A 26,991-nucleotide genomic window follows, 5' to 3' on the forward strand; every position below is an offset into this window, starting at 1 on the left:
GGAGGTACGTGTGGACATCGTCGTCAAGGGTCGTAACGTCGAGGTGCCCGACCACTACCGGCAGCACGTCAGTGAGAAACTCACTCGCGTTGAGCGCTACGACCAGAAGCTCATTCGAATCGACGTCGAACTGTTCCACGAACCGAACCGTCGGCAGGCGCAGACCTGCCAGCGGGTCGAGATCACGGTCAAGACGCGGGGCCCGGTAATTCGCAGCGAAGCCTGTGCGGCGGACTTCTACTCCGCATTGGACCTCGCGATGACGAAGCTGGAGAACCGCCTCCGGCGCGCGGCTGACCGCCGCCGCGTCCACCACGGTCGTCGCACTCCCGTCTCCGTCGCCACGGCGATGGCGGATGCGACCTCGGACATCCCGGCGCCGATGTGGGCGCCACAGAACGGCTCGGAACCGCACGAGGACCACGCGGCTCACGGGTCGGTCGCCGTGCTCGAGGACTTCGAGGACGGCCCCTGCCGGATCGTTCGCACGAAGGAACACCCGAACGAGCCGATGACCGTGGACGACGCCCTGTTCGAGATGGAACTCGTCGGGCACGACTTCTACCTCTTCAACGACAAGGACACCGGCCGCCCGAGCGTCGTGTACCGCCGCAAAGGCTACGACTACGGCGTCATGTGCCTGGGCCTCTAGCCCGCTCGTCGCCTGATCCGCGGACGCCCGGCGACCTGCCGGGCGTCCGCGTCAGTCTTTGAGGTCGGTGGGTAGGAGTGAGCCGATCCAGGCGTCGGCGCGGGAGCCGTCGCGACGGCGGATGCGGTCGCGCAGGGTGCCCTCGACGGTGAAGCCGGCGCGCTCGGCGACCGCGCGGGAGCCGTGGTTGCCGACCTCCGCCATCCAGCTCAGCCGGGCCACGCCGAGCGTGCCGAACGCCCACCGCGCCACCGCGACCGTGCCCGCCGTGGCCACGCCCCGCCGCCGCGCCCACGGTGCGACCCAGTAGCCGATCTCGGCCAGACCGTCGCCCAGGTCCATCGACACCAGGCTGACGGTGCCGAGACCCTCCCCGCTGACCGCGTCGAACACGCCGAACGGCGCGGCCCGGCCCGACTCCCAGGACCGCGGCACGAAGTCGGTGACGAACGCGAACGCGTCGTTCGACCGGTACGGGCTCGGCACCCTGGTCCAGCGTTGGATGTCGGGGTCCTGGCAGGCCCGGCAGATCCACTCGGTGTCGACCGTCTGGCACGGCCGCAGCTGAAAGCTTCCGGCGACGATCTCCACGGAGTCCACCCCCTCATCCTGGCCGGTCGAGGGCCCGATCGGCGGTCGGGCCTGCCGCGAACGGGGAAATCTTCGGCAAACTGCTTCGTCGGGACTATTGTTCGGTGTTCTGCGCGCCGGTGACCGCCCTAGGTTGTGGCTCCCGGGAACCGATAGCCCTCGGCTGCGGTTTACTGGGTGGAGAGAGCCGCGCCCCGACCGGTGGACGGCTGGCCGCGTAGCGCGGGAGGCCCGCCGCCGCCCCCCGCGCCTACGATGGCGGTAGGACATCTGAGGGAGCTGACCGAACCCGTGATCTTCGAGAAGATCCTCCGCGCCGGTGAGGGGCGGATCATTCGCCGTCTCAAGGCGATAGCTGACACCGTGAACTCGATCGAGGACGAGTACACGGATCTGACGGACGCGGAGTTGCGCGAGCAGACCGACCAGTTCAAGGAGAGGTACGCGGACGGCCAATCGCTCGACGATCTCCTCCCCGAAGCGTTCGCGGTCGCCCGGGAGGGCGCGCGGCGCGTACTGGGTCAGCGGCACTACGACGTTCAGCTGATGGGCGGCGCCGCACTGCACCTGGGCAACATCGCCGAGATGAAGACCGGTGAGGGCAAGACCCTCACCTGCGTTCTCCCGGCGTACCTGAACGCGCTCGCCGGCAACGGTGTGCACGTCGTCACCGTCAACGACTACCTGGCGCAACGTGACGCCGAGTGGATGGGGCGCGTCCACCGCTTCCTGGGCCTCGAGGTCGGCACGATCCTGCCGAACGCGATGCCCGGCGCGCACAAGGCCGCGTACGAGTGCGACATCACGTACGGCACCAACAACGAGTTCGGCTTCGACTACCTGCGCGACAACATGGCGGGTTCGCACGCGGAGCTCGTCCAGCGCGGGCACTTCTTCGCCGTCGTCGACGAGGTCGACTCGATCCTGATCGACGAGGCCAGGACGCCGCTGATCATCTCCGGCCCGGCCGAGCAGTCGGCCCGCTGGTACACCGAGTTCGCGCGGATCGTGCCCCGCCTGCGTCGTGACCGCGACTACGAGGTCGACGAGGGCAAGCGCACCGTCGGTATCACCGAGGACGGCGTCGAGAAGGTCGAGGACCAGCTCGGCATCGACAACCTCTACGAGGCCGTCAACACGCCGCTGATCGGCTACCTGAACAACGCGCTGAAGGCCAAAGAGCTCTTCAAGAAGGACAAGGACTACATCGTCGTCGACGGCGAGGTCCTGATCGTCGACGAGTTCACCGGCCGCGTGCTGCACGGACGCCGCTACAGCGAGGGCATGCACCAGGCCATCGAGGCCAAAGAAGGCGTGAACATCAAGGACGAGAACCAGACTCTCGCCACGATCACGCTGCAGAACTACTTCCGCCTGTACGACAAGCTCGGCGGCATGACCGGTACGGCCATGACCGAGGCGGCGGAGTTCCAGAAGACCTACAACGTCGGTGTGGTCCCGATCCCGACGCACCGGGACATGGTCCGCAAGGACCGCCCCGATGTCGTCTACAAGACCGAGCTCGCGAAGTTCGAGGCGGTCGTCGAGGACATCGCCGAGCGCCACGTCATCGGCCAGCCGATCCTGGTCGGCACCACGAGCGTCGAGAAGTCCGAGCTGCTCTCGACCATGCTGGGCCGTCGAGGCATCCGGCACGAGGTGCTGAACGCGAAGAACCACGCGCGTGAGGCCGAGATCATCGCGCAGGCCGGCCGCGAGAGCGCGGTGACGGTCGCGACGAACATGGCCGGTCGTGGTACCGACATCATGCTCGGCGGCAATGCCGAGTACCTGGCCGCCTCCGAGCTGCGCAACGCCGGTCACACCCCGGAGGACGAGGACTGGGAGTCCCTGCTCGCGGAGACCGCCGAGCGGGTCAAGGACCAGGTCGAGGAGGAGGCCGAGAAGGTCACCGACGCCGGCGGCCTCTACGTCCTGGGCACCGAGCGGCACGAGTCGCGTCGTATCGACAACCAGCTGCGCGGTCGTTCCGGCCGTCAGGGCGACCCGGGCGAGTCCCGCTTCTACCTGTCGCTGGGCGACGACCTGATGCGTCGGTTCAACTCCGGTGCGGTCGAGGCGATCATGGACCGCCTCAACATCCCCGACGACGTACCGATCGAGTCGAAGATGGTCAGCCGGCAGATCCAGTCGGCCCAGACCCAGATCGAGCAGCAGAACGCCGAGGCGCGCAAGAACGTCCTCAAGTACGACGAGGTGCTCAACAAGCAGCGCCAGGTGATCTACGCCGAGCGCAAGCAGGTCCTCGACGGTGCTGACCTGCAGGAGCAGATGCAGCACATGCTCGACGACATCGTCGAGGCCTACGTGGGCGTGGCCACCGGCGACGGGTACGCGGAGGACTGGGACCTCGAGGAGCTGTTCAAGAGCCTCAACCTGCTCTACCCGGTGTCGTTCACGCTGGAGGAGCTCGAGGAGGAGGTCGGCGGCCGCGAAGCCATCGACGCCGAGCTGCTCATCGCCCGTCTCACCGAGGACGCGCAGACCGCGTACGAGAAGCGCGAGAAGGAGCTCGGCAGCGAGCTCATGCGCGACGCCGAGCGGCAGATCGTCCTCGCCGTGCTCGACCGCAAGTGGCGCGAGCACCTCTACGAGATGGACTACCTGCAGGAGGGCATCGGCCTGCGTGCCTACGCCCAGCGCGACCCGCTGGTCGAGTACACGCGTGAGGGTTTCGACCTCTTCAGCGGGATGATGGACGGCATCAAGGAGGAGTCGATCCGGCTGCTCTTCCACGCCGAGATCCAGACCGAAGAGGCACCGGCACCGGCGAGTGCACCGGCGGCGGACGACTCGCCGACGATCGAGGCTCCGACGCTGCAGCACGCCGAGGTGCAGGGCCTGATCCGGCCGCGGGCGTCGAACCAGCCGTTGCAGTACAGCGCACCGGCGATCGACGGCGAGGCCGGTACCGGCGGCGGGGTGGCCGTGGCCACCGACAGCCCGCTGGGTGCGGGCGCGGGTGGCCGGAAGGCCGCCACGCCGGGGCAGAAGGTCGGCGCCGGTCCGTCGCGGAACGCGCCCTGCCCGTGCGGTTCGGGCAAGAAGTACAAGCGCTGCCACGGTGCGCCGGGCGGCCCGGCCTGATCGTCGCTTTCCGCACGCCCGTCCGCGCTTCCGGCGCGGACGGGCGTTTGCGTGTCGGGGGCGGCTGGGTACTCGCTGGTAAAGTTCGATAACGGCAGGTCAACCGGGGCGTCTCCATTGTGGGGGGCGCGGCGTGTCCGGCCCGTCGTCCTCACCCGGCGGCGGCCGAGTGAGTCTTACCGGCTCCCGAGAGGAACCATGGACTCCGTCGGTGCCCAACTGGCACTCGTCCTACTACTCGTCCTGCTCAACGCCGCCTTCGCCGGCAGCGAGATCGCGTTGATCTCCCTGCGCGAAAGTCAGCTGCAGCGGCTGTCCCGGACGGGCGCCGGTGGCCGGGTGCTCGCCCGCCTGGCCCGCGACTCCAACCGCTTCATGGCCACGATCCAGGTCGGCATCACGCTGGCCGGGTTCCTGGCATCGGCGACGGCCGCGGTGTCGCTGGCGCAGCCCCTCGTCGAACCGCTGTCCTTCCTGGGGAACGCGGCGCGGCCGGTGTCGATCGTGGTCGTCACGATCCTGCTGACGTTCGTGACGCTGGTGTTCGGGGAGCTCGCGCCCAAGCGCATCGCCATGCAGCGCGCCGAGGGCTGGGCCCTCGCGGTCGCCCGCCCGCTCGACCTGCTCTCGACGCTCAGCCGCCCGGCGATCTGGCTGCTCGGCATCACCACCGACGCGGTCGTGCGCCTGCTCGGCGGTGACCCCGACCGGCAGCGCGAAGAGGTGACCCGCGAGGAGGTCACCGAGATGGTGAGCTCGCACAAGGGCTTCACGCCGCTGCAGCAGACGATGATCGTCGGCGCGCTCGAGGTGGGCGACCGGGTGCTGCGCGAGGTGCTGGTGCCCCGCCGGGAGGCGTTCGTGCTGTCCGCGGAGTTCGACATCCCGCGGGCACGGGCGGCCCTTGTCGCGTCCGGGCACAGCCGGGCGCCGGTCGCGCCCCGCGGCTCGTTGGACGAGGCCATCGGCGTCGTCCACCTCCGTCAGCTGATCGACGACGAGGGGACGCTCGCCGACCGGGTGCTCTCGGTGCCGGCGTTGCCCGGCAGCATGCGGGTGCCGGACGCGCTGCGCGAGCTGTCGATGGCCCGCACCCAGATGGCGCTGGTGGTCGACGAGCACGGTGACATCGACGGCCTGGTGACGGTCGAGGACCTCGTCGAGGAAGTCGTCGGTGAGATCTACGACGAGACCGACAAGGACATCCAGGCGGTGAAGATCTCCGAGGACGGCTCGATGGTGCTGCCGGGATCGTTCCCCGTGCACGACCTGGTCGACATCGCGATCGAGCTGCCGCACCGGCCGGAGGGCGACTACACGACGGTGGCGGGGCTGATCCTGGCGGTGCTGGGACGCATCCCGCGCTCGCCGGGGGACGTGGTCACGGTCGACCGCTGGTCGTTCGAGGTGCGCGCGGTACGTCGCCGGGCCATCACCGAGGTGATGGTGCGCCCGGAGCCGGACGCGTCCGTGGAACCCCACGAACTGGAGGAACCCGCAACGGCGGAGTGATCGCCGGGAGGTGGCGTCGCCTCCGTCCGGTCAGAGCACGGTGAGGACGGGGCAGCGCCAGCGGCCGTCCAGGCCTTCGAGGCGGACAGCGATCGCGCGGGTTCGGTTTCCCACCCGGGCGAGCACCGTGATCTCGGCGATCCCGTCGGCCGGTTCGCAGACCAGCGCCCGGCCGACGTGGATCCGGGTGCGGGGACGGGGCCGCTGTCCGGGTGAGCCGGGTGACCTGGGTGATCCCGGTGATCCCGGTGATCCCGGTGATCCCGGTGATCCCGGTGATCCCGGTGATCCCGGTGATCCCGGTGATCCCGGTGATCCTTGTGGCCCTGGCGCTCCTGATCCTTGGGTCGGCGTCGAACGCGGTCGGTGCAACCGGCGGCACAACCGTTCGTAAGCCTCCTCGGTGAGGTGCGGGCGCAACTGCCGCACCGGACGCCGCCCGCTGAGCACCTCGAGCAGCGCGAGCACGAGCGCCCGGGCGTGCCCGGCGGGATCGGGCAACGCGCGGCTCGACGTCGCCTGTGGCTCGAACGACACCTCGGCGCGCGGCTCCGGCGGACGGTCGACTGGAAACGGCAACTCGGGCGAGACCACCGCCCGCGCCGACACCGGCCCCGGACCGAGCAGCACGACGGCCGGCGGCTCGAGCGCAGGGGGACGACAGATCACCGGGATGCTCCGCATGGCGTTTCCTTCGTTTGCTTTCGTTTGGATAAGGAAACGTTGTGGTGGTAGCTCTCCGCAAGACTCTCGTTGCCGACTGTGGACAAACCCGTTCACGCTCGGCCCCGATGGCCCACAGTGGAGGAGTGGACGACCGGTGGGAGTCGCTGTTCGCTGACGCGGAGGCACAGTTCGAGTCGCTGCGCCGGGGCGAGGTGGAAGCCGAGGCCGCCGATCGGAGCCGGCGGGAGTTCGCGCTGGTGCGGTTCGTCGACCGACTGCGTGGTGCGGTCGGCGTCGCCGTGGAAGTTTGGCTGGACGCCGAGCCGGGGTGGGCCGGTGAGCCGGCGCGGGGAGTGTTGGTGCGCGTCGGGCCGGACTGGTTGTTGTTAGGCGGCGAGGGACGCCGGGAGGTTCTGGTGCCGCTCGCGGCCGTGTCCGCGATCGCCGGGCTGCCCGGACGCACGGCCCTGCCCGGCGCCGGCGGGAAGGTCGAGGCCAAGCTTGATCTCCGTTACGCGCTGCGCCGTCTGGCCCGCGACCGGATACCGGTGCGGGTGGCATTGCGCGGTGGCCGGGCGACGTGGGGAACGTTCGACCGCGTGGGCCGCGACTTCGTCGAGCTCGCTGAACACCTACCGGGAGAGGCGCGCCGAGCCGCCGCGGTCAGATCGATCCGCAGCATTCCCCTCGGAGCACTTCGGGCCGTCTGTGCCGGTTGAAGCGATCAACCAATTTCCTCTTCCGGAGCATCGGAATAGGTGAACGGATGGGCGCGCACAAATTCGCGCGTCTCCTTGTACATCCGCTCGATGTAGTGCTCGAGTTCAGCGCGTTCGACCCGCCACTGGCCGCGCCCGCCGATCTTGATCGCGGGTAGATCGCCCGATCTGACCAGTGCATACGTCTGGGACGAGGAGATGTTGAGGATCTCCGCTACATCAGAGAGCTGGAGAAATCGATCGGTGGCCATCTCACCTCCCGCCGCCTGTCCTTGAGTCTGCCATTGCCGTCCCTCGCTCGTTCGAGTTCGTCCACAGCCACCACCAACCTGTGGATAGTCGGCACGGGGGTGGCGTGCGATACGCGACGATGTGGAGAGTTCCTAGTGGCCTGGATCCGACCTGATAAACGCCCGAAGGGAGGCGGATGTCAGCTCCGGCATCACCGCCCGCGCGACGGCGACGTGTTCCCTCGTGGCTCGACTTTCGATTCGTGCTCGGCGTCGTGCTGGTGTTGGCGTCGGTGATCGGCGGAGCCCGCCTGTTCGCCGCGGCCGACCGCACGGCACCCGTATGGGCGGTGACCCGAGATCTCGGGGCGGGCACCGTGCTGACCCGGGACGACATGGAGGTGGTGCGCGTCCGGCTCCCCGACAACGCCGAGCAGTACCTCGCCGCCGGTGCCGGCAGCGCGACACCGGTGGGCCGTTCGTTGAGCCGCGACGTCGGGGCCGGCGAGTTGTTGCCGCGCGCCACGCTCGTCGATCGGGCGTGTGGCAGCGAGGTGAGCATCCCGGTGTCGGCGCTCCACGTGCCGGCCACGGTCCGCCGGGGCGTGAAAGTGGACGTCTTCGCGACCCCGCGCGAGGGAGAGACCACGCGGGTGCTCGCGGCGGTGACCGTGCAGGACGCGGTGCGGGGGTCGGATCTGGGCGGCGGCTCGGCGCTCGTGGTGCGGGTCGCGGACGAGCTCGCCCCCGCGATGGTGCGAGCGGTCCGGACAGCCGAGATCGACGTGGTGGTGGTGAACAGACGCTCGCCGGGCAACGGCTGCGGCCTAGTGCCGGGCCCGAGCACGTCCGCCGCACCGAGTCCCGGCCCCATCCCGACGATCGGCACCCTCGCGCCCGATCCCGCCCTGCCTTCGCCTGCTCCGACCAGTACGACACCCACCGGCGCAGCCCCGCCCGATTCATTCGGCGACGGGTCCGGCGGCGCGACTCCGAGCGGCGCTGGTTCCGGCGGCGCTGATACTGCCGGCGGTGGCTCGGGTGGTGCTGCTCCGAGCGGTGCTGTTCTGAGCGGTGCTGTTCTGAGCGGTGCTGTTCTGAGCGGTGCTGTTCTGAGCGGTGCTGTTCTGAGCGGTGCTGTTCCGAGCGGTGCTGTTCCGAGCGGGGCCGCTCTGGGCGGTGCTGGCTCGGACGGTGTTGGCTCGGGCGGTGCTGGCTCGGACGGTGCTCGTTCGGGTAGCGGTGGTCGGTCGGGCGGCGGTGGCTCGGGTGGCTTTGACTCGGGAGGCATTGGCCCAGAGGGTTCTGACACGGGTGGTGGGGGCGCGCCGCACCTTGAGGCGATTCGCGGCGGTGGTCCGGGTGACCGTGCCGTACCCGGTCCGGCGGCGGGATCGGGTCGGGGCGGTGCCGCGCCGGGTGGGGCGGGGTCGGGTGGTGGGGGATGACGCTTGCGGTGCTCACCGTGGTCGCCGACGGGGCCGATTGGGAGGCGGCGCTCGTGGCGGCCTGGGGCGGCCCGGAGACCAGCGTGACCGTGGTGCGTCGCTGCACCGGTGCGGCCGACCTGATCGCGGTGGCGTCGACCGGGGTCGCGGTCGCGGCGGTCCTGCCTGCGGGGATGGCGCACCTCGATCGCTCACTCCTCATGCGACTGGCGTCCACTGGTGTGGCGGTAGTAGGCGTCGTCGATCCGGCTGACGACACGAGCCGCGACCGACTACGCGCGCTCGGCATCAGCCACGTACTCCCGTCCGACGCTTCTCCGTCCGCTGTAGCGGGAGCCCTCCGAGCCGCTGCGGCGGTCCTCTCCGCCCCGCGAGGCCGGCCTGCTGGTGCCCGCGGCAGGCCCGGTGACTCCGGGGGCGGCGCTCACCGGGCACCGCCGCCGGAAGAAGACCTGCACCTAGGCCCCGGTCGCTGGCCGACGCGCGGCGCGACCACCCCGCCGTCGATCGCCCGATCACGCCTGGAAGGTCGCGGCGCCACGCAACCATCGAGTGACCCCGCCTCACCCCATCCCAGCCCCACTGGCGCCCCGTCCACTGCCCCTGCTCCTCCCACCCCCTCCGCGCCGAATACCCCACCGCCGGGCGCCCCCATCCCGGGTGACTACGCATCAAGCGGCCCTGGATCAAGCGGCCCTGGGCCGGGCGGCCCTGGGCGGGGCGGCCCGGGATGGAGCCACCCCATGTCAGGCCGCCCTATGCCGGGTGGTTCCGTGCCGGGTGGTTCCGTGCCGGGTGGCCCGACCTCGAGTGGATATGCACCGGGCGGCTCAGCCCCGCGTGACCCAACCCGGAGCGGCTCTGCACCGAATGGCACTGGACCCGGCGGCTTCGCACCAGGCGGTCCGGGGCGGGGCGAGCCTGGATCAGGCGATCCTCTGCCCGGCAACGCCCAGCCGAGCGGCCCAACGCTTGGTGCCTCGGCTCCAGGTGATCCTGCACCGAGCGATCCGGCCCCGAGCGCTCTTGGATGGGGCGGTCCAGCCCCGGGCGGCCCCGAATCGAGTGGCCCCGAATCGAGTGGCCCCGAATCGAGTGGCCCCGAATCGAGTGGCCCCGAATCGAGCGGCCCTGCATCGAGCGGCCCTGCATCGGGCGGTCCTGCGTCAAGCCGCCCCGGATCGAGTGGCCCCGCATCAAGCCGCCCCCCATCAGGCCGCCCCCCATCAAGCCATTCGCGGGGTGGCACCGAGCCCGCTAGCGCCTCCCCAACCACTTCCACACCACGAGCCAGCCCGCCCTCGCACTACCCACCTCCGCCGATCGGCTCGGCCACACGGGCCCCCACCCCGCCGAACTCAGGCGACGACCGGCACCTTCTTCTCCGCGATCCAACCGACCTCGAGCTCACGAGCGGCCCCACTCCCGGCCGGGTGGTCGCGATCTGGGGCCCCGCCGGCGCGCCCGGTCGAACCACCGTTGCCATCGGCCTTGCCGACGAAGCCGCGCGCCTCGGCGTCAGCACCTTGTTGGTGGACGGCGACACCTACGGCGGGGTGGTCGCGCAGTGCCTCGGGCTGCTGGACGAGGCGTCCGGGCTGGCGTCGGCCGCCCGGCTGGCCGACACCGGCCGGCTCACCCCCACCACCCTGGCCGCGCTGGCCCGGGCCATCACGCCGAACCTCCGCGTCCTCACGGGTCTGAGCCGCGCCGAACGCTGGCCCGAGGTCCGCCCCGAAGCGCTCACCGCGGTCCTCGACCAGGCGCGCGTCCTCTGCACCCTCACCGTCGTCGACTGCGGTTTCTGCCTCGAACAGGACGAAGAGCTCGTGTACGACACCGCCGCGCCCCGCCGCAACGGCGCCACGGTCGCTGCCGTCGAGTGCGCGGACACGGTGCTGGCCGTCGGCACCGCCGACCCGGTCGGGCTGCAACGTCTGATCCGGGGCCTCGCCGAGCTCAAGGAGTTCGCCGAGCCGGAGATCGTGATCAACCGGATCCGGCGCGGACCGATCCCCGGCGACCCCGCCCGGCAGGTCGCGACCGCCCTCGAACGGTTCGCCGGTGTGCGCGGCGTCCGCACGTTGCCCTACGACCGCCAAGCCGTCGATCGTGCGCTGGCCGAGGGGCGCACGCTCGCGGAGGTCGCGGAGAAGTCGCGCCTGCGTCGAGCGCTTACTGAACTCGCAACGTCCGTATCGGTGCAGTTCGGTTTCAAGGGGTCTACTAACGAGTAACCCATGTCACCATGAAGGTGTCATCGGTGTCACAGCGGAGTGTCACCCGAGAGGGGGCGCAGATGTCCGATCGCCTCCACCCGGTGGACGTCTCGTTCCTCTCGGCCGAGACGCCGAACACCCCCATGCACGTCGGTGGCCTCGCGATACTCGAGCCCGCCCGATCCGGGCTCGACGTCGCCGGGCTGCGTCGTCGCGTCGAACAGCGCATCTCGCTTGTGCCGCGGTTCCGGCAGCGGGTGCGCTGGGTGCTCGGCGGTCTGACCCAGCCCGTCTGGGTCGACGACTCCCGGTTCGACCTGGCGTATCACGTGCGTCGCACCGGCTTACCGACTCCGGGTAGCGACGAGCAGCTGCACGCGCTGGTCGGGCGGCTCCTGGCCGGCAGCCTCGACCGGTCCCGGCCGCTCTGGGAGCTCTATCTGGTCGAGGGGCTCCGCGACGGGCGGGTCGCGGTGCTCACCAAGTCCCACCCGGCGCTCGTCGACGGAGTGGGGGGCGTCGACCTGCTGCATGTTTTGCTCGACGACAGCCCGGCTACTGCGGACGGCGTGACACCGATCTGGCGTCCCGCGCCGGAGCCGGGTCCTGCCGAACTGATGGTTGACGCCGCCACGCACCTCGTCCGCCACCCGGGGCAGCTCGTGGGAGCGATGAAGGGCGCCGGCCGTCTGCTCGCCTCCGCCCGTCCGGCCCCGGCCAGCCCGCTGAACGCCGAGCCGGGGAAGCAGCGTCGGTTCGCGAGCACCCACACCGACCTCGACCGGTACCGCGCCCTGCGTTCGCGCCCGAACGTCACGGTGAACGACGCCGTGCTGGCCACCGTCGCCGGGGCGCTGCGGGCCTGGCTGCTCTACCGCGGAGAGCCGGTTCGCCCCGATTCGGTCATCCGCGCCCTGGTTCCGACGAGCGTCCGCGGCGGCCCACCGGCTGCTTTCGGCGCCGACGTCGGGGCGAACGTCGCCACGTCCCTCGTCGATCTGCCGATCGGCGAACCGAACCCGACCGTCCGCCTGACCCAGATCGCGTACGCGATGCGCGCGCACGCCGAGCCCGGCCGCCGGGTCGGTGCCGACGCGCTGGTCAAGCTGTCGGGATTCGCCCCGGCGACGCTGAACGCGATGGCGGTGCGGGCGGCCTCCGGGTTGTCGCGCCGGCTGTTCAACCTGGTCGTCACCAACGCCCCCGGTCCGCAGCGTCCGCTGTTCGTGGCCGGTGCCCGGCTCCGCGAGATCTACCCGTTCGTCCCGCTGGCGCCGGGGCAGGGGCTCGCGATCGGAGTGACCTCGTACGACGGACAGGTCTACTACGGCCTGAACGCCGACTGGGACGCGATGCCGGACCTCGATGTGCTCGCCGGGTTGCTCGACGAGTCCATCGACGAGCTGACGGAGGCGATGGTATGACGCGACGCGGCTTGGTGATCGGCGCCGGCGGAGTACTGGGGTTCGCGTGGGCGACCGGGGCGCTCGCCGCGCTGGAGCGCGCGGAGGGCTTCGACTGTCGCTCGGTCGACGCGCTCGTCGGCACGTCGGCGGGCTCGATCCTGGCGTCCCTGCTGGGGTGCGGGGTGCCGGTGGAGTCGATGGTCCGTCACCAGCAGGGGATTTCGGCGCCCGGCGACCCGGTGGTCGACTACGACGAGAACGTCGACGGCGCCGGCCCGCGCCCGCCGCTCCCGGCGCTGGCCTTCGGCTCGCCCGGTCTGCTCTGGCAGGCGGCGCGGAGCCCGTCGTCGATGTCGCCGATGGTGGCGCTCTCCGGGCTGCTGCCGCGCGGACGGGCCGCGCACACGGGTGTGCGCCGGCTGATCGGTTCCGTGCTGCCGTGCGACGAGTGGCCCGACCGGCCCCGCCCCTGGGTGGTGGCGATGGACTACCGCTCCGGGCAGCGCGTCGTGTTCGGCCACGACGAAGCCCCCGCCGCGCCCCTCGCCGACGCGGTCAGCGCCTCCTGCGCGGTACCCGGCTGGTTCGCTCCGATCGAGATCGGTGGGCGCCGGTACGTGGACGGAGGGACGTACTCGACGGCGTCCGTGGACCTCCTGGCCGGTCTCGACCTCGACGAGGTGTACGTGCTGACGCCGATGGCCTCGTTCGCGTTCGACGCGCCCACGTCGTTCGCGGGGCGGTTGGAACGGCGCTTCCGGCGGCTGCTCGCGCAGCAACTGCTCCGCGAGGCGGAGCTACTGCGTGCCTCCGGCACGCGCGTCACGTTGTTGGGTCCCGGCCCGGAGGACCTTGCTGTCCTGGGAAGCAACCTCATGGACGCCAAGCGAAGGGCCGACGTGCTGGAAACGTCGTTGCGTACTTCGTGGGCAGCTCTCCGCCCCGATCCGGGCGAGCGCAGTTTGCGTATCGCGGGCTAGCTGTTGCCGGGGTGGCGGGGGCCGGTCGGTGGGTGGTGGGCCACACTGGGGGGATGCGGATCTACCTACCGGCGACGTTGGCGATGCTTCGGGAAATCCACGCTGACTCAGCGGTGGGACCGGCGCCCTTGACCGGGTTCGCGGTCACGCCGTCGCTGCGTGAGTGGTACCTCGACGACGACGAAGAAGTACTGGAGTACGCCGCTTTCACCCAGGCCGCGCGGGCCGCCTTGCGCCTCCTCGACGCCGACCCACTGGCCCCACGGCGCAGGGTCGTGCTGTCCGCGGAGGTGCCGGACAACGAGGTGACGCTCCACCCCGACCTGGACCGCGCCGTGGTGCGCAGCACGGTGCCGATCCCGCTGGAGCGGCTGGCGTCCGTCCACGTCGACAGCGCGGAGGCCGAGCCCGACGTGTCCGCGGCCGCGAAGGTGATCATGGAAGCGGATCTCGGAGACGAGGACGCTCAGTTCACCGTCGACGGGACCGAGGACCACGAGCTGGAGTGGTACGCGGTGCAGGAGATTCCCCAGCTCCTGGCGTAGCCCCGACTGGCTTCGCCGGCCGGGTCTCGAGCCGGCCGGGTCTCGAGCGGGCTGGGCCTCGAGCGGGCTGGGCCTCGAGCGGGCTGGGCCTCGAGCGGGCTGGGCCTCGAGCGGGCTGGGCCTCGAGCGGGCTGGCCTCTGACGGACGGGCCGGGCTTCTGGCGGGCCGTGGCGACTGGCTGGCCGGCCGGCCAGCCGCGGGTGAAGGAGGCGCCGACCCCGGGGCGGACGGATCGTCAGCCCCGGGGCAGGCGGGTTAGTCCGGGCGGTGCTGTTGGGTCGGGATCAGCGCGGTCAGGTTGGTGTGGACCGTGCCGTTGCCGTTCCGGAAAGCCGACGGCCGGGTGGGAACGGGGATCGGCACGGTGGTGTCCGAGCCGGTGTCCTCGTTCGCTTCGGGCTCGTCGGACGAGCCACTGCCCTGCTGCGCGGGCGCCGGCTGCGTCGGGATGGGCACAGTCGGCTGGTCCGGTGCCACCGCCGGGCGCTGAGGGAGCGGCTCGGACCTGTTCGCCGGCTCGGCCCCGCCGGACGGCTCGGTCCCGCCGGACGGGTCGGCCCCGCCGGACCGGTCGGCCTGGCCCGTTGGCCCGGTTCCGCTCGTCGGCTCGGTTCGGCCCATCGAGTCGGCCCCGCCTGCCGGGTCGGCCCCGGCCGTCGGGCCAGCCTCGCTCGCCGGGTCAGCCCCAGCCGTCGGGCTGGTCGAGTTCGACGGATCCGGCGACCAGACCGAACTCGCCGGCCGACCCGGTAGCACCGGGTTTGGCGGCAGGGCCGGAATGGGCTGAGTAGGCGCCTCCGACTCGCCGAGATGCGACTGCACGGGTCGCTGGGCCTCGTTCGCCCGACGGGCCAGCGCGGCCTGCTGGGCCTGCTCGAGCCGTTGTGCCCGGTCGAAGCGCTCAGCCAGCTCAGCGGTCTGAGCCGGGTGCTCCTGCGCGGCCCGCTCCGAAGCCTGGGCGGCACGGATCAGAGCGGCCAGCCGCGCGGTCTGCGCCTGGTCAGCAGGCCCGGCCTGCCCGGCCGGCTCGACCTGCTGAGCCGCCTGCGCTGCCTGCGCCGCACGAAGCTGCTCCGCCTGACGCGCCCGCTCAGCCTCCTGAGCCCGCTCAGCCTCCTGAGCCCACTCGGCCTGACGCGCTTGCTCAGGCTCGTGCGCCTGTTCGGCTTGCTGGGCCAACTCGGACTGCGCGGCCCACTGAGCCAACTCCTGCGCCGCCCGCTGGGCCTGCTCCTGCTCCACCCGAGCCGCTTCGGCGGCCCGAGCCTCTTCCGCCTGAGCAACACGAACCCGCTCGGCTTCCGCAGCCCGAACCCGCTCGACCCGCTCGGCCTCCGCGGCGCGAGCCCGATCGGCCTCCGCGGCGCGAGCGACCCGCTCCGCCTCGGCCGCCCGAGCCCGTTCAGCCTCCTCGGCCGCCCGCCGCTCAGCCTCGGCCGCGCGCACCTGCTCCGCCGCGCGAGCCTCCTCGGCCGCCCGAGCCTGCTCCGCCGCCTGAACATCCGGGTGAACCGGCCGACCAGCCCCGCGGGCCAGCTCCGCCTCTCGCGCCTCGACCGCACGATCGGCCAGAGCGATCAACTCGGCCTGCTCCGGCGTCAGGTCCAGCTCGGGCTCGTCGTCGTCGAGCAGCGCCTCTCGGGCCAACTCGGCCTCCCGCGCCTGGGCCGCACGTTCCGCCAGCTCGGCGTACTCATCGTGCAGCGCAGTGGGCGGAGCGGAGATGTCCGCCCTCAGAGCGTCGACATCAGTGGGAGCGCGAGCGGGCTGTGGGCGGACCAGCCACTCGGGGTGGGCCCGGAGGGCCCGGCCGGCCACGACGGCGGCGGCACCGCCGACGACGGCCATCACCACGAGCTGCGTGACGTGCCCGGGCACGGCCTGGCCGAGGGCCTCGCCCTTCTCGGGGTCGTCGACCATGAGCCAGGCCAGCAGCTCGGCGAAGTCGCCGATGCCCACCAGCATCACGGGGAAGAGCCCGACGATCGACCAGTGCGACCACCAGCTGCGCTGACGCCGGCGCGAGAGCCACCAGACGCCGGCCACCGAGCCGACGATGGCCGCGAAGCCCCAGTTGACGGCGCTGATGCCGAGCGGGATGCCGCTCTCCGCGCCGCCGGAGGTGAACAGCCGGATCAGGGCCTGGCCGAGCAGGTTGACGAGCGTGGCGGCGAACGTGGACACCAGCCCGCCGAGCACGGCGCCGCCGACGCGGACCGCGCCTACGACCCCGCCGAGCATCGCGGCGACGAACACCGCGACGACCATCGGGTAGGTGGCCTCGCCGAGGGAGGTGGACGCCCAGCACAGCATCGAGAACACCGCACCGGCGACGCTGGCCGCCGCGATGCCGGTGCCGAGGCTGCCGGGGGTGGTGCTCGACGACTTCTGCTGGGCACGTCGCCAGGAGGCGCCGCTGGCGCTAGCCGCCGCTCCGGCGAACGCGGCCGCGAACGCGACGGTCGCGCCCTGGATCGCGATCCACCACCCTGCTCTCTCCCCGTTGTAGACGTCGACGGAAGTCGCGGCGACCAGCTGTATGAGAGCTAGTACTGCCGACGAAGCGACCAATAACTGGACGGTGGTTCGACCGGGTTCGGTGAGCGGGTGGGCGGGCGCAGGGCCGGACTCCACGTCGACTCCCTTCTGAGCAGGAGCGGACACGGTCTTCAGGCGCATCTTAGGTAGCGGCAATCAGCACTCGGCAGTCTGCCCCATTGCCGATTGATCCCCAAAGCGGCTGGATAGGGGCAGAAGCGCGCCCGATAGAGTGGAATTCTCCACTGGGACGAGCTGGAGGTGACCGAATGGACGGTGTCACCCGGGTACCCGAGCCGGTGAACGAGCCAGTTCGTACCTACGCGCCCGGGAGCGCGGAGAGAGCGTCGCTGCGCTCGACCGTCGACCGCCTGGACGACCAGCGTGAAGACCTGACCCAGACGATCGGTGGCGTGGCCCGGTGGGGCGGCGGCGACGAAGTGCCGGTGGTCCAACCGCACGCGCATGCCCACCTCCTCGGAACCTTGCGGCAGGCTACGCGGAGCGACGTAGCCGATGCGATCGGTGCTGCCTCCAAGGCTGCCCCGGCTTGGCAACGGTTGTCCTACGCCGATCGGGCGGCGATTTTCCTCCGGGCGGCCGACCTGGTGGCGGGGCCGTGGCGTGACGTGCTCAACGCCGCGACGATGCTCGGCCAGTCGAAGACCGTCCAGCAGGCCGAGATCGACTCCGCCTGCGAGCTGATCGACTTCCTGCGCTTCAACGTGCACTACGGCGAACGGATCCTGGCCGAGCAGCCGCTCTCCAGCGCCGGCACCTGGAACCAGTTCGACCACCGGCCGCTCGAGGGGTTCGTCCTCGCGATCACGCCGTTCAACTTCACGGCGATCGCCGGCAACCTCCCGACCGCGCCGGCCCTGATGGGCAACACGGTGCTGTGGAAGCCGTCGCCGACGCAGCAGTTGTCGGCGCACTACTTCATGCGGGTGCTGGAGGAAGCGGGGCTGCCGCCGGGCGTCGTCAACCTGGTGACCGGCGACGGCGCGGCCGTCTCCGAGGTAGCGCTGACCCATCGTGACCTGGCCGGAATCCACTTCACCGGCTCGACCAGGACGTTCCGGTACCTGTGGGAGACCGTCGGGCGCAACCTCGACCGGTACGCCGCCTACCCGCGGCTCGTGGGCGAGACCGGCGGTAAGGATTTCGTGGTGGCGCACCCGTCGGCGGATCCGGACGCGCTGCACACCGCGCTCGTCCGCGGCGCCTTCGAGTACCAGGGCCAGAAGTGCTCGGCGGCCTCGCGGGCCTACGTTCCGCGGTCGCTGTGGGAGGGCGGCCTGCGGGACCGGCTGGCGGCAACTGTTTCCGAATTGGAATACGGCGACGTCCGGGACTTCCGGTTTTTCGGCGGAGCGGTGATCGATCGGCGGGCGTTCGATCGGCTGCGTGACGTGCTCGGCAAGCTGGCCGCCGACCCCTCGTGCACGGTGGTGACGGGCGGCCGGACCGACGATTCCACCGGCTTCTTCGTCCGGCCGACCCTCGTCGAGGGCACCGACCCGACCCACGAGTTGTTCCGCACCGAATACTTCGGCCCGGTGCTCGGTGTCCACGTCTACGACGATTTTGACGCCGTGCTGGACCTCGCGGCGGACACCCCGTACGCGTTGACCGGGTCGATCTTCGCGCGTGACCGGGACGTGCTGGTGTCGGCGTCGGAGCGGCTGCGCTTCGCGGCCGGCAACTTCTACCTGAACGACAAGCCGACCGGGGCGGTCGTGGGTCAGCAGCCGTTCGGCGGCGCGCGGGCGTCCGGCACGAACGACAAGGCCGGTTCGATCCTGAACCTGCTGCGTTGGGTGTCGCCGCGGACGATCAAGGAGACGTTCGCCCCGGCGACCGACCACCGGTATCCGCACATGCTGTCGGGTGACTGACTCGGTCCGGCAACTGGCACGAATTCGGGAGACCGCCGGTGCGGTGGGTTTGCATACTCGGGGCATGAGCACGCCACTGGGCAGCCGATACGAGCTGGTGGAGAAGATCGCCGGCGGTGCCACGGGTTCGGTGTGGCGCGCGCGGGTGCTGGCGACCGGGGAACTGGTCGCCGCCAAGCAGATCCGGGCCGAGCTGGCCGGCGACGCCGATGTCGTCGACCGGTTCCTGCGGGAACGGCGGGTGCTGACGTCGATCAGGCACCCGGCCGTCGTCCGGATCCGTGACCTGGTGGTGGAGGGCGAGCAGATCAGCCTCGTGATGGACCTGGTCGACGGGGCCGACCTGCGGCACACGCTCGCGGTGGCCGGTGCGCTCGCGCCGACGTCGGCCGTGCTGATGGCCGCGACCATCGCCGACGCGCTCGCCGCCGCGCACGCGGCCGGGATCGTCCACGCCGACGTGAAACCGGCGAACGTGCTGGTGCCCGCGGACGGCGGTTCGATCCAGCTGGCGGACTTCGGGGTGTCGCGGCTGGTGCACGGTCCGGCGAAGCTCAGCTACGGGACGCCCGAGTACATCGCGCCGGAGGTCGTCGGTGGCCACGCTTCGCTTCCCGCGAGCGACGTCTACGGGCTCGGCATCGTGCTCTACGAGCTGCTGACCGGCACGACTCCGTACCGGGGCGGCTCGTCGGCCGAGGTGATGAAGCGGCACCTGAACTCGGTGCCGCTCTGGACCGACGCCGTGCCCGACGCGGTGCGGCCGGTGCTGTCGGCCTGCCTGGTGCGCGACCCGTCGCGACGACCGACGGCCGAGACGCTCGCGGCTGATCTGCGGGCGGCCGCGCCCGAACTGGCCGGGATGAAGGCGGCGACGCCGCTGCCGGAGGGCACGCCGCACTTCCAGGTGGCGCCGGTCGTCGAGTCGGTCACCGGGGGAGTCGAGCCGGACGAGCGGGTCACGTCGGTGCTCGCGCAGCCGACCGTGGCGAGGCCGCAGGTGCGGCCGAACCCTACGCTGGCCCTGCCGGAGCCTGATCCGGCACCGGCGCTCGCGCCGGAACTCGTCGGTGCGGCCGCGCCCGTATCACCGAGTGGAACTCGACCGGGAGAGGCATTCGCAATGGTAGGGCCGTCGGATTCGGACCTTTCGGGATCACCGTCGAACGGGACACCGGGGTGGGATTCGCCCGGCCCAGGTGGGCAGTTACCGCCGCCGCCAGCCGGAGGGTACGGTCAGCCGCCGTCCGGTGGCGTGGCGCCGACGAACGTTTTTCCCGCCGGCCCGCCGTCTGATCCCGGAGCAAAACCGCCGTCGTTCGACGACACGCTCTCGCCGCCCCGCTGGGCGTTCCCGGCCGGCACCATCCCGCCCCGCCAGGAACCGCCGAAGAAGAAGCGCTGGCCGCTGATCGTCGGCCTGGTGATCGTTCTGCTCGTGCTGATCGGCGTGGTGGGCGGCGCCATCGCCGTGCTCGGGTCGTCGGGCGACGAGGCCGACCCCAAGCCCTCGACCGCGCCGTCGACGCAACCGGCGAAGCCGTCCCCGAGCCAGACTCCCAGCTCGGCCCCGAGCGCGGCCCCGACGCAGCCGGGCAACCAGTTGCCCTCCACCGGGCCTTCCGGCGTGCCGGTCGTTCCCGGGCCCGATGGGACGAACGCCCCGTCGAACCCGATGCCGACCACGATGCCGTCCGACGGCGGAGAAATCGGCCAGCCCATCGGCTGACCGGGTTATCCACAGGGCGACTGAACCTCGCTACTCCCGGTTCCGTGCTCGCTACCGTCTGCGTAGCGGAACGGGCCGGGAGGTGTGGTGGAGAGCGTCGAGCAACGGGTTCGTGATCTCGTCCGTCGGCGCGGTGTCGACCCGATGGGCGATCCGGCCGCGGTCGGTCTGCTGATCGACGAGGTGCTCGCCACCTCGCCGCTCGTTCCGTCCGAGACGCGTCAGGCCGTGCTCGACGCGGTCGCCGGCCTCGGTCCGCTCCAGCGCTTCCTCGACGATCCGACGGTCGAGGAGATCTGGGTCAACGGGCCGGGCCGGGTGTTCGTCGCCCGCGGTGGCCGGTCCGAGCTCACCACCACGATCCTGGCCGCCGGCCAGGTCGAGGAGCTGGTGCAGCGTGCGTTGGAGCACAGCGGCCGGCGCGTGGATCTGTCCACGCCCTTCGTCGACGCGATGCTGAGCGACGGATCGCGGCTCCACGTCGTGATCCCCGACGTGACGCGGGAGCACTGGGCGATCAACATCCGTAAGTTCGTCGCGCGGGCGCATTCGCTCGTCGAGGCGGTGGCGCTGGGCACGCTCACCCCGCACGCAGCCGGTTTCCTCGAGGCGTCGGTGGTGGCCGGCGTCAACGTCATCGTCAGCGGCGGCACGCAGGCCGGGAAGACCACGCTCCTTGTCTAGACGCTCTCGCATACGTAGTCTGCCGGTGTGAGAGCAGCGGTCTACACACGGATCAGCGACGACCGCCGGGGCGAAGAACTCGGCGTCGAGCGCCAGCGTCAGGACTGCTACAAGCTCGCCGAGGCCGAGGGGCTCACCGTCGTCGCGCTGTTCGTCGACAACTCGCGGTCCGCGTACAGCGGCAAGCCGCGGCCGGGATACCAGCGGTTGCTGGAGGCGATCAAGGCCGGCCTGATCGACGTCGTGCTGTCCTGGGATCCGGATCGGCTGCACCGCAGCCCGGCGGAGCTCGAGCACTTCATCGCGCTCATGGAACGGCACGGCGTCGGCGTCCAGACCGTCAACGCCGGCCACTGGGACCTGTCCACGCCGTCCGGTCGCCTCGTCGCTCGCCAGCTCGGCGCCGTCGCCAAATACGAGTCAGAGCACAAAGCCGAAAGGGTGCGCAGAGCCTTGGAGCAGAACGCCGCCGCGGGGCGGACCCACGGACGGCCAACCTACGGGTGGACGCGCGTCTACGACCTGGAGAACGGCCGCGGCCGCGACGTCGTCAACCCGGCCGAGGCCGCGGTGATTCGCAGCATCGCTGACCGGCTCATCGGCGGCGACTCCCTGCGCCAGATCACCGCGGACCTCAACTCCGCCGGCACCCCGTCTCCGCGCGGCGGCCCCTGGGCGAAGGGCATGGTCCGGGCGCTCGCGATCCGCGAGCGCAACGCCGGCAACCGCGTCTACCGGGGTGACGTGATCGGCAAGGGTGATTGGGAGCCGATCCTTACCGACCATCTCTTCGAGCAAGTGAAGGCCGTCCTGAGCGATCCTGCGCGGCGGACAACGACCGGCACCGCGGCGAAGCACCTGCTCTCCGGGATCGCTCGCTGCGGAGTCTGTGGCGCGGTCATGCGATCCGCGATGAACCGCAGCGTTGCCGCGTACCGCTGCAGCGAGAAGAGCTGCGTTGCCCGAAACCGTCGCGACGTAGACGCCCTCGTCACCGCGGTGGTGCTCGAGCGATTGTCTCGCCCCGACGCGGCCGACCTCCTCAACCCCAGCCGGGGAGCCGATCAGAAACGCGCCGTCGCGAACGCAGCGGAACTACAGCAGCGCCTCGACCGGGCCGCTGATGACTACGCCGATGGCAAGATCGACAGCCGCCAGCTGGAGCGCATCACGGCGCGACTCCGGCCGCAGATCGACGCGGCCGAGGCTCAGGCCCGGATCGTTGACGACAGCCCCGTCCTAGCCGGTCTGGCGGGCAACGCTAAGGCCGCCGAGGTGTGGGAGACACTCACGCTTACCCGGCGCCGCGCAGTGGTCGCTGCCACGGTCAACATCATGATCCATCGAGCCCGCCAGGGCGCTCGGGTGTTCGACCGGTCAAGCGTCGAGATCACCCCGAAGTAATCCGCCTCTCACAGCTGCTCGTCGGCGTCGAGGTGCCTGAGCTCTTCCGGGACATCCGGCGCTGTGAGGCCGAACTGCCGCATGGTCTTTCGGATAGCTCGAATCGTGCCCTCCTCGCCCAGCCGCGTCGGACGCTCGGCGCGCTGGATGCCACGCTCTTCGGCGCTCGCGGCCGCCCAGGACAGGTAGTGCGCCACGTGACGCCGGTAGAGGTCAATCGGCGTGGCGCCCTGGTTGTAGTCCTGAAAGTCCTGCTCCGAGGCCGCTGTGCGTTTGCCGGACTCATCCGGCCAGGCGCCCCAGGGAGCCTCGCCGGTAAACCAGCGCGCAGCGCCCCAAGTCGGCGCCTCAACACCAGGGAACGCCTCCACCGTGGGTTGCGAGCCCACCGGAAAGGCCAGCAGTACCGGCGGTACGCCGAGCGCCCGACCGAAGATCACGAGCTCGTCGACCGTGACTTCTCGTCGGCGTCGGCCGTCGGCATCACGACGGCCGGTTTCAATGTTCGTGATCGCTGCTTCGGTCAGCTGTGGAGCGCCTAGCTTCCTGCACCGCTTAGCCAGTTCGCCACGGTTCCAGCCGTGTCGTTTCCGCGCACGGTTGACCTGCTCGGCGACTACATCGCTCAGCACTCTGCCTCCCCAGCTTGTAGGAACTACACGCTAGGGCATCGCATTGCACTCCACCAAACAGTGCCGTACTGTGCCGCTTCGTGGGCATCAATCTGCTCACCCGACATGTCGAATCAACACGTCGAGAGGCTGATATGACGAGCATGCCTCGTGAATCGATGCATCGTGCCGAGCTGCTGGCCCTACCGCCTGCGGTGGATCTGGTCACCGCGGCGCGTGCGTTGAACATCGGCCGGACCCTGGCGTACACGCTCGCGAAGCGCGGCGAGTTCCCGGTGCGGCTCCTGCGTCTTGGCGTCCAATACCGCGTGCCCCGCGCTGATCTCCTCACCTACCTGGGTGAGGGCGACGCCGCATGAGCGAGCAGCCGATCGAGACGCTCGCCGAGTACGCCCGGCGCCTCGTCGACGACATGCCCCCGCTGCGTCCCGAACAGCGGGTCGCGATTCGCCAGGCGCTGCACGGCGTCGGCGACGAACAGCACAGCGGCGAGGAAACGGCGGCATGAGCCCACCAATGCAGCGAGGGGCGCCCCGCCAGGCGCCCCTCGACGAAACCAGCTGCGACCAGGCCACCGATTCCGAGCACGAGGGTACGGCACGCCCGACCGCGCGGCAGCTGCTCGAGCAAGCCCTGCTCTACGCCGCCTACGGCTGGTTCGTGTTCGTGCTCAGTGCCGACAAGGTGCCGCTGCGCAACTGTCCGCGCTGCCGAGCAGGCGCCGAGCGGCACGACCCCGAAACGTGCACCTGCCTGACCTGCCACGGCTTCTACGCCGCCACCCGCGACCCGGTACGCATCGCCGAGATGATCGCCCGGCACCCGGACGGCATGCTCGCGGTCCGCACCGGTGCGCCCTCCGGTCTGGTCGTCGTCGACGTCGACCCCCGCCACAGCGGACATCGGTCTCTCGGGAAGCTCGAGCAGGCCGTCGGCCTGCTCCCCGGCACCGTCCAGCAGCTCACCGGCGGCGGCGGCCTGCACATGCTCTACCGACACCCCGGCCACCACGTGAAGTCCAGGTCGAACGCGTTCGGCAGCGACATCACCGGCGTCGACGTCAAGGCCGACGGTGGATACATCGTGGTCGCGCCGTCCGTCACTCGCGACGGCGGCCGGTACGAATGGCTCGGCGGGATCTGGAGTCACACCCTGCCGCTGTGGCCGGCCATCCTCACGCCTTTGCTCGACGACCGCCCGCAGCTTCGTGCGGTGCTCAACCCCCGGCGCCGCACCGACGTCCGAGCATCCACCGCACACGCCACCGCGGCTCTGCGCGGTGAAGTCGAGCGGGTCACCGGGTCGCAGCCCGGCCAGCGCAACGACGAATTGAACCGTGCGGCATACAACCTCGGTCAGCTCGTCGGCGCCGGACAGCTCGACCACGACCAGGTCGCCGACGCGCTCCGCGACGCCGCGCTGTCCATCGGGCCAGACGAACCGAAGATCCTCCGCACCATCCGCAGCGGCATGAACGCCGGCATGGCCAACCCGAGACCGCACCGAGAGGCCAGGCCTGCGTGACCACGCTCAACGAGCGGCTCGCCGCGGTCCAACAGGAGTTGGAGGCCGTCGAGGCCGAAAACTCTCAGACCGAGGTCGTCCTCGAGCAGGACCAGGTGCTCTACGTCGACGTCGCCGCGCTGCTGGACGGTGGGCTCCCCGAACGCGAGAAGCCCACCGTCCTGCAGCGCCAGGACGGCAACTGCCTGTTCTACCGCCGCAAGGTCAACGTGCTGTTCGGCGACCCCGAGGGCGGCAAGACATGGGTGGCGCTCGCCGCGCTCGTCGACGTCCTCACCGACGGCGGCAAGGCCGTGTTCATCGACCTCGACCACAACGGCGCCGGCGAGATCCTGTCCCGCCTGATCTACCTCGGAGCCAAACCCGCCGAGCTCAGCGACCCGGAGCGGTTCCGGCTGGCCGAACCCGAAGACCAGCTCGTCATGCGCGCGACCGTGGCCGACCTCTGCCAGTGGGAGCCCGACGCCGCGGTCGTCGACTCGGTCGGCGAGCTGCTGCCGCTGATGGGCGCCAGCTCCAACAGCCCCGACGACTGGACGACGGTCAACCGGCGCATCCTGACGCCCCTGGCCAACTCCGGGGCCGCGGTCATCGCCGTCGACCACCTCCCGAAGTCAGCTGACGCGCGAGCCGCTGGCCCGACCGGGACCGTCGCGAAGAAGCGATCGATCAACGGGGCCAGCTACCGCGTGTACGCCATGACGGCGTTCGCGCCGGGCCAGGGAGGCGCGGCGGGCCTCGAGGTCGAGAAGGACCGTCCTGGTGGAGTCCGCGAGCACTGCCCGATGACGGGCAGCCAGAAGCAGAAGGCCGGGGTGTTCCGGCTGGAGCACCGTCTCGACGGCGCCGGCCACTGGTACATCAGCGACCCGGTCGAGGTGGTCCGGGAGGACGTCGACGCCGACGTCCAGGCCCTCGACGAGTTGGTCCCGCCGCCGAGGTCGAAGCAAGACGTCAAGGACCGCCTGAAATGGGGCTCCGACCGCGCGTACCGCTCGCTCACAAGGTGGCGTGAGCTGCGAAAAGAAGCATCTGCGAGCGAGGCGGACGAGTGACAGGACACCCGATGGTCCTGGTCCTCCCCCTAAAGGAGGGGGGAGGACAGGACCACCAACCGGGACGGTCCTTAGGACCGCTCAGGACCGGACCAGGACCAGGACTACCTAGCCCAACGACCTACCCCGCAGTGCCGAGCGGCCCGCAAAGCACTCGGCGTAGGCCGCCCAAACGACGACTCGGAAGGAAGGTCACCGCCATGACCCGAACCGCTACCGCATCTACTGCTCTGCTCGACCAGGTCGACGCCGCGGCCGCTGACGCCCGGCGCCTCTGGGCGGAGCACTTCGTCCCGCAGCTCGACCAGACCTCTCCGGTTCCGTCCACCTCGCTCGGCCTCCAGCGCGTGCACGCCGCGTTCATTGCCGCCGTCGGTGGTTTGCGGACCGGAACCACTCGCTGCTGCCCGCACGTCGACCTGAGCGCCCCTCGCCCGATGGTGTGGGTGGCATGGCGCCCGCGGGTCATCCAGTGCGGGCATCCCGAGTGCATGCTGGCGCTCGACGTCGCCGCCACCGGGCAGGACGACTACGTGTGCGACGGCTGCTCGAGGTACGCCCCGTCGACGCTGACGGCGGTGAGCTGGACGAGCGGAGTCTTCCTTCTCGGCGCCGACCTGTGCCGCCGTTGCCGCACCACGCCGGGCGCCGTCGCGTGAGCACCGATCCGGAGCACATCGGTGACGTCGTCGCCCGCGCCGTCGGCAGGCTCGCCGACGACGACCCCGGCCACCCGCAGCTGTGCGGCGCCTGGCGGGCCGCGGCGTCCACGCTCGTCGGCGTTCTGGCCGCGCACGAGACCACCTGCGAGACGTGCCGCCCGGTCCCCGCCGCGCCGCCGGCCGACGAGCAGGTCGCGGCGTCCCGCGACGCGGCGGTCGCGCTCGTCTCCCTGGCGCTCGATCCGGAGCACGGCGACGTCGACGAGCAGCTGCACGGCGAGCTGATGACCGACCTGTTCGCCGCCGGCGCCCCGGCGGCCGTCGCGTCGCTCGTCGACCTGGTCGTGCGCAGCGTCGATGCGCTGCTGCTCGCGCAGGGCGCCGTCGACGAGGCGGGCCGCTCGCAGACCTGGGAGCAGATCCTCCGCAATACCGCTCACCTCTACCGAGACGAGGAACGACCGTGACCGTGACCGAACAGACCGACCGGACGCTCGACGCGCTGCTGGCGCTGCGTGAGGCGATCGCGGCCGGTAGCCGCACCGATCGCCGTGCCTGGGTTGCCGCGGTGTCGAAGATGACCGGCGGCGGCGCCCGGACGCTCGCCTTCTACGCCGCGTTGGGCCGCGTGCTGGAGTGCGTCGACGTCGAGTACCGCGAGGCTGCGGACACGTAAACCCGCTGTTCAGACCGCAGATGTGAGACACTAGAGCTGACTCCAACTTCATATCGGTTCTCACTCCTGGCGCGCGCCGACCCGGGCCCGGACTGCGGACACTCCCCGCTCA

24 protein-coding genes and 3 pseudogenes are annotated in these 26,991 nt (G+C 70.9%); 21 read left to right on the plus strand and 6 right to left on the minus strand.

What is annotated here, in order from left to right; all coding sequences use genetic code 11:
• The first annotated feature begins 10 nt into the window (after positions 1-10).
• Positions 11-652 carry a ribosome hibernation-promoting factor, HPF/YfiA family gene (hpf, locus tag CRYAR_RS05190; protein WP_035848757.1) on the plus strand — a complete coding sequence of 214 codons (642 nt, stop codon included), beginning with the start codon at positions 11-13 and terminating at the stop codon, positions 650-652.
• A gap of 51 nt (positions 653-703) precedes the next feature.
• On the opposite strand, the gene CRYAR_RS05195 is transcribed toward hpf, so the two are convergent.
• Entirely contained in the window at positions 704-1,252 is a 549-nt protein-coding gene (locus CRYAR_RS05195; RefSeq protein ID WP_035848759.1) for a GNAT family N-acetyltransferase, read from the minus strand.
• A 246-nt stretch (positions 1,253-1,498) separates the two neighbouring features.
• Between CRYAR_RS05195 and secA the strand changes: the two genes are divergently transcribed.
• Positions 1,499-4,351: a preprotein translocase subunit SecA gene (gene secA, locus CRYAR_RS05200; protein ID WP_051569773.1), complete on the plus strand. Its 2,853-nt coding sequence runs from the start codon at positions 1,499-1,501 to the stop codon at positions 4,349-4,351.
• A 198-nt stretch (positions 4,352-4,549) separates the two neighbouring features.
• Entirely contained in the window at positions 4,550-5,863 is a 1,314-nt protein-coding gene (locus tag CRYAR_RS05205) for a hemolysin family protein (protein ID WP_035848761.1), read from the plus strand.
• Positions 5,864-5,893: 30 nt separating this feature from the next.
• Here the strand turns inward: CRYAR_RS05205 and CRYAR_RS51210 are convergent.
• Positions 5,894-6,052 (minus strand): annotated as a pseudogene (locus CRYAR_RS51210) (Rv3235 family protein); the annotation flags it as partial.
• Between the two features lie 32 nt (positions 6,053-6,084).
• On the opposite strand from CRYAR_RS51210, the gene CRYAR_RS51215 reads away from it, so the two are divergent.
• Entirely contained in the window at positions 6,085-6,270 is a 186-nt protein-coding gene (locus tag CRYAR_RS51215) for a hypothetical protein (protein ID WP_211247272.1), read from the plus strand.
• 10 nt (positions 6,271-6,280) lie between these two features.
• Here CRYAR_RS51215 and CRYAR_RS51220 read toward each other — a convergent pair.
• A pseudogene (locus CRYAR_RS51220) lies at positions 6,281-6,547 on the minus strand (hypothetical protein); the annotation flags it as partial.
• A 125-nt stretch (positions 6,548-6,672) separates the two neighbouring features.
• Here CRYAR_RS51220 and CRYAR_RS05215 point away from each other — a divergent pair.
• A complete protein-coding gene (locus CRYAR_RS05215) occupies positions 6,673-7,248 on the plus strand; it encodes a hypothetical protein (RefSeq protein WP_211247273.1) in 576 nt (191 codons plus the stop codon).
• A gap of 5 nt (positions 7,249-7,253) precedes the next feature.
• Here CRYAR_RS05215 and CRYAR_RS05220 read toward each other — a convergent pair whose 3' ends face one another.
• Positions 7,254-7,499, minus strand: coding sequence for a helix-turn-helix domain-containing protein (locus CRYAR_RS05220; RefSeq protein ID WP_035848766.1), 246 nt, complete (start codon positions 7,497-7,499; stop codon positions 7,254-7,256).
• A 242-nt stretch (positions 7,500-7,741) separates the two neighbouring features.
• Between CRYAR_RS05220 and CRYAR_RS44935 the strand changes: the two genes are divergently transcribed.
• The 5 genes from CRYAR_RS44935 to CRYAR_RS05240 all read left to right on the plus strand — a co-directional run bounded on the left by CRYAR_RS44935 (position 7,742) and on the right by CRYAR_RS05240 (position 14,076).
• Complete coding sequence (locus CRYAR_RS44935; protein WP_169744998.1) at positions 7,742-8,926, plus strand: pentapeptide repeat-containing protein; 1,185 nt, start codon at positions 7,742-7,744, stop codon at positions 8,924-8,926.
• A 1,433-nt stretch (positions 8,927-10,359) separates the two neighbouring features.
• On the plus strand, positions 10,360-11,163 hold the full coding sequence (locus tag CRYAR_RS05225; protein ID WP_051569776.1) for a CpaE/TadZ family protein: 804 nt from the start codon (positions 10,360-10,362) through the stop codon (positions 11,161-11,163).
• A gap of 62 nt (positions 11,164-11,225) precedes the next feature.
• Complete coding sequence (locus tag CRYAR_RS05230) at positions 11,226-12,569, plus strand: WS/DGAT/MGAT family O-acyltransferase (RefSeq protein ID WP_035848767.1); 1,344 nt, start codon at positions 11,226-11,228, stop codon at positions 12,567-12,569.
• Entirely contained in the window at positions 12,566-13,531 is a 966-nt protein-coding gene (locus CRYAR_RS05235) for a patatin-like phospholipase family protein (RefSeq protein WP_051569777.1), read from the plus strand. The genes CRYAR_RS05230 and CRYAR_RS05235 overlap by 4 nt, the downstream gene beginning before the upstream one ends.
• 53 nt (positions 13,532-13,584) lie before the next feature.
• Positions 13,585-14,076 (plus strand): DUF6912 family protein, encoded by a 492-nt coding sequence (locus tag CRYAR_RS05240; protein WP_035848768.1) that lies wholly within the window; start codon positions 13,585-13,587, stop codon positions 14,074-14,076.
• A gap of 256 nt (positions 14,077-14,332) precedes the next feature.
• On the opposite strand, the gene CRYAR_RS42745 is transcribed toward CRYAR_RS05240, so the two are convergent.
• Positions 14,333-16,711: a hypothetical protein gene (locus tag CRYAR_RS42745; RefSeq protein WP_157017379.1), complete on the minus strand. Its 2,379-nt coding sequence runs from the start codon at positions 16,709-16,711 to the stop codon at positions 14,333-14,335.
• 173 nt (positions 16,712-16,884) lie between these two features.
• Between CRYAR_RS42745 and pruA the strand changes: the two genes are divergently transcribed.
• From pruA to CRYAR_RS05270, 4 genes and pseudogenes are all read left to right on the plus strand, one after another.
• Positions 16,885-18,513, plus strand: a complete 1,629-nt coding sequence (gene pruA / locus CRYAR_RS05255) for an L-glutamate gamma-semialdehyde dehydrogenase (protein ID WP_035848769.1) — start codon at positions 16,885-16,887, stop codon at positions 18,511-18,513.
• Between the two features lie 64 nt (positions 18,514-18,577).
• Positions 18,578-20,242, plus strand: a complete 1,665-nt coding sequence (locus CRYAR_RS42750) for a serine/threonine-protein kinase (RefSeq protein ID WP_051569779.1) — start codon at positions 18,578-18,580, stop codon at positions 20,240-20,242.
• Positions 20,243-20,386: 144 nt separating this feature from the next.
• Positions 20,387-20,920 (plus strand): annotated as a pseudogene (locus CRYAR_RS05265) (ATPase, T2SS/T4P/T4SS family); the annotation flags it as partial.
• A 33-nt stretch (positions 20,921-20,953) separates the two neighbouring features.
• On the plus strand, positions 20,954-22,330 hold the full coding sequence (locus tag CRYAR_RS05270) for a recombinase family protein (RefSeq protein ID WP_035848771.1): 1,377 nt from the start codon (positions 20,954-20,956) through the stop codon (positions 22,328-22,330).
• Positions 22,331-22,338: 8 nt separating this feature from the next.
• On the opposite strand, the gene CRYAR_RS46775 is transcribed toward CRYAR_RS05270, so the two are convergent.
• Positions 22,339-22,962: a hypothetical protein gene (locus CRYAR_RS46775; RefSeq protein WP_157017381.1), complete on the minus strand. Its 624-nt coding sequence runs from the start codon at positions 22,960-22,962 to the stop codon at positions 22,339-22,341.
• An 80-nt stretch (positions 22,963-23,042) separates the two neighbouring features.
• On the opposite strand from CRYAR_RS46775, the gene CRYAR_RS05280 reads away from it, so the two are divergent.
• The 7 genes from CRYAR_RS05280 to CRYAR_RS05305 all read left to right on the plus strand — a co-directional run bounded on the left by CRYAR_RS05280 (position 23,043) and on the right by CRYAR_RS05305 (position 26,879).
• Positions 23,043-23,321 (plus strand): helix-turn-helix domain-containing protein, encoded by a 279-nt coding sequence (locus tag CRYAR_RS05280; protein WP_211247275.1) that lies wholly within the window; start codon positions 23,043-23,045, stop codon positions 23,319-23,321.
• Positions 23,318-23,470, plus strand: a complete 153-nt coding sequence (locus tag CRYAR_RS46780) for a hypothetical protein (protein WP_157017382.1) — start codon at positions 23,318-23,320, stop codon at positions 23,468-23,470. Before CRYAR_RS05280 ends, CRYAR_RS46780 begins: the two co-directional genes overlap by 4 nt.
• Positions 23,467-24,486, plus strand: coding sequence for a bifunctional DNA primase/polymerase (locus CRYAR_RS42755; RefSeq protein WP_211247276.1), 1,020 nt, complete (start codon positions 23,467-23,469; stop codon positions 24,484-24,486). Before CRYAR_RS46780 ends, CRYAR_RS42755 begins: the two co-directional genes overlap by 4 nt.
• Complete coding sequence (locus CRYAR_RS05290; RefSeq protein WP_051569782.1) at positions 24,483-25,541, plus strand: AAA family ATPase; 1,059 nt, start codon at positions 24,483-24,485, stop codon at positions 25,539-25,541. Before CRYAR_RS42755 ends, CRYAR_RS05290 begins: the two co-directional genes overlap by 4 nt.
• A gap of 200 nt (positions 25,542-25,741) precedes the next feature.
• Entirely contained in the window at positions 25,742-26,200 is a 459-nt protein-coding gene (locus CRYAR_RS05295) for a hypothetical protein (RefSeq protein WP_035848773.1), read from the plus strand.
• Positions 26,197-26,670 (plus strand): hypothetical protein, encoded by a 474-nt coding sequence (locus tag CRYAR_RS05300; RefSeq protein WP_157017384.1) that lies wholly within the window; start codon positions 26,197-26,199, stop codon positions 26,668-26,670. Before CRYAR_RS05295 ends, CRYAR_RS05300 begins: the two co-directional genes overlap by 4 nt.
• Positions 26,667-26,879: a hypothetical protein gene (locus CRYAR_RS05305; protein ID WP_035848776.1), complete on the plus strand. Its 213-nt coding sequence runs from the start codon at positions 26,667-26,669 to the stop codon at positions 26,877-26,879. The genes CRYAR_RS05300 and CRYAR_RS05305 overlap by 4 nt, the downstream gene beginning before the upstream one ends.
• The last annotated feature ends 112 nt before the right edge of the window (positions 26,880-26,991 follow it).

Source organism: Cryptosporangium arvum DSM 44712 (genome assembly GCF_000585375.1).
GTDB lineage: Bacteria > Actinomycetota > Actinomycetes > Mycobacteriales > Cryptosporangiaceae > Cryptosporangium > Cryptosporangium arvum.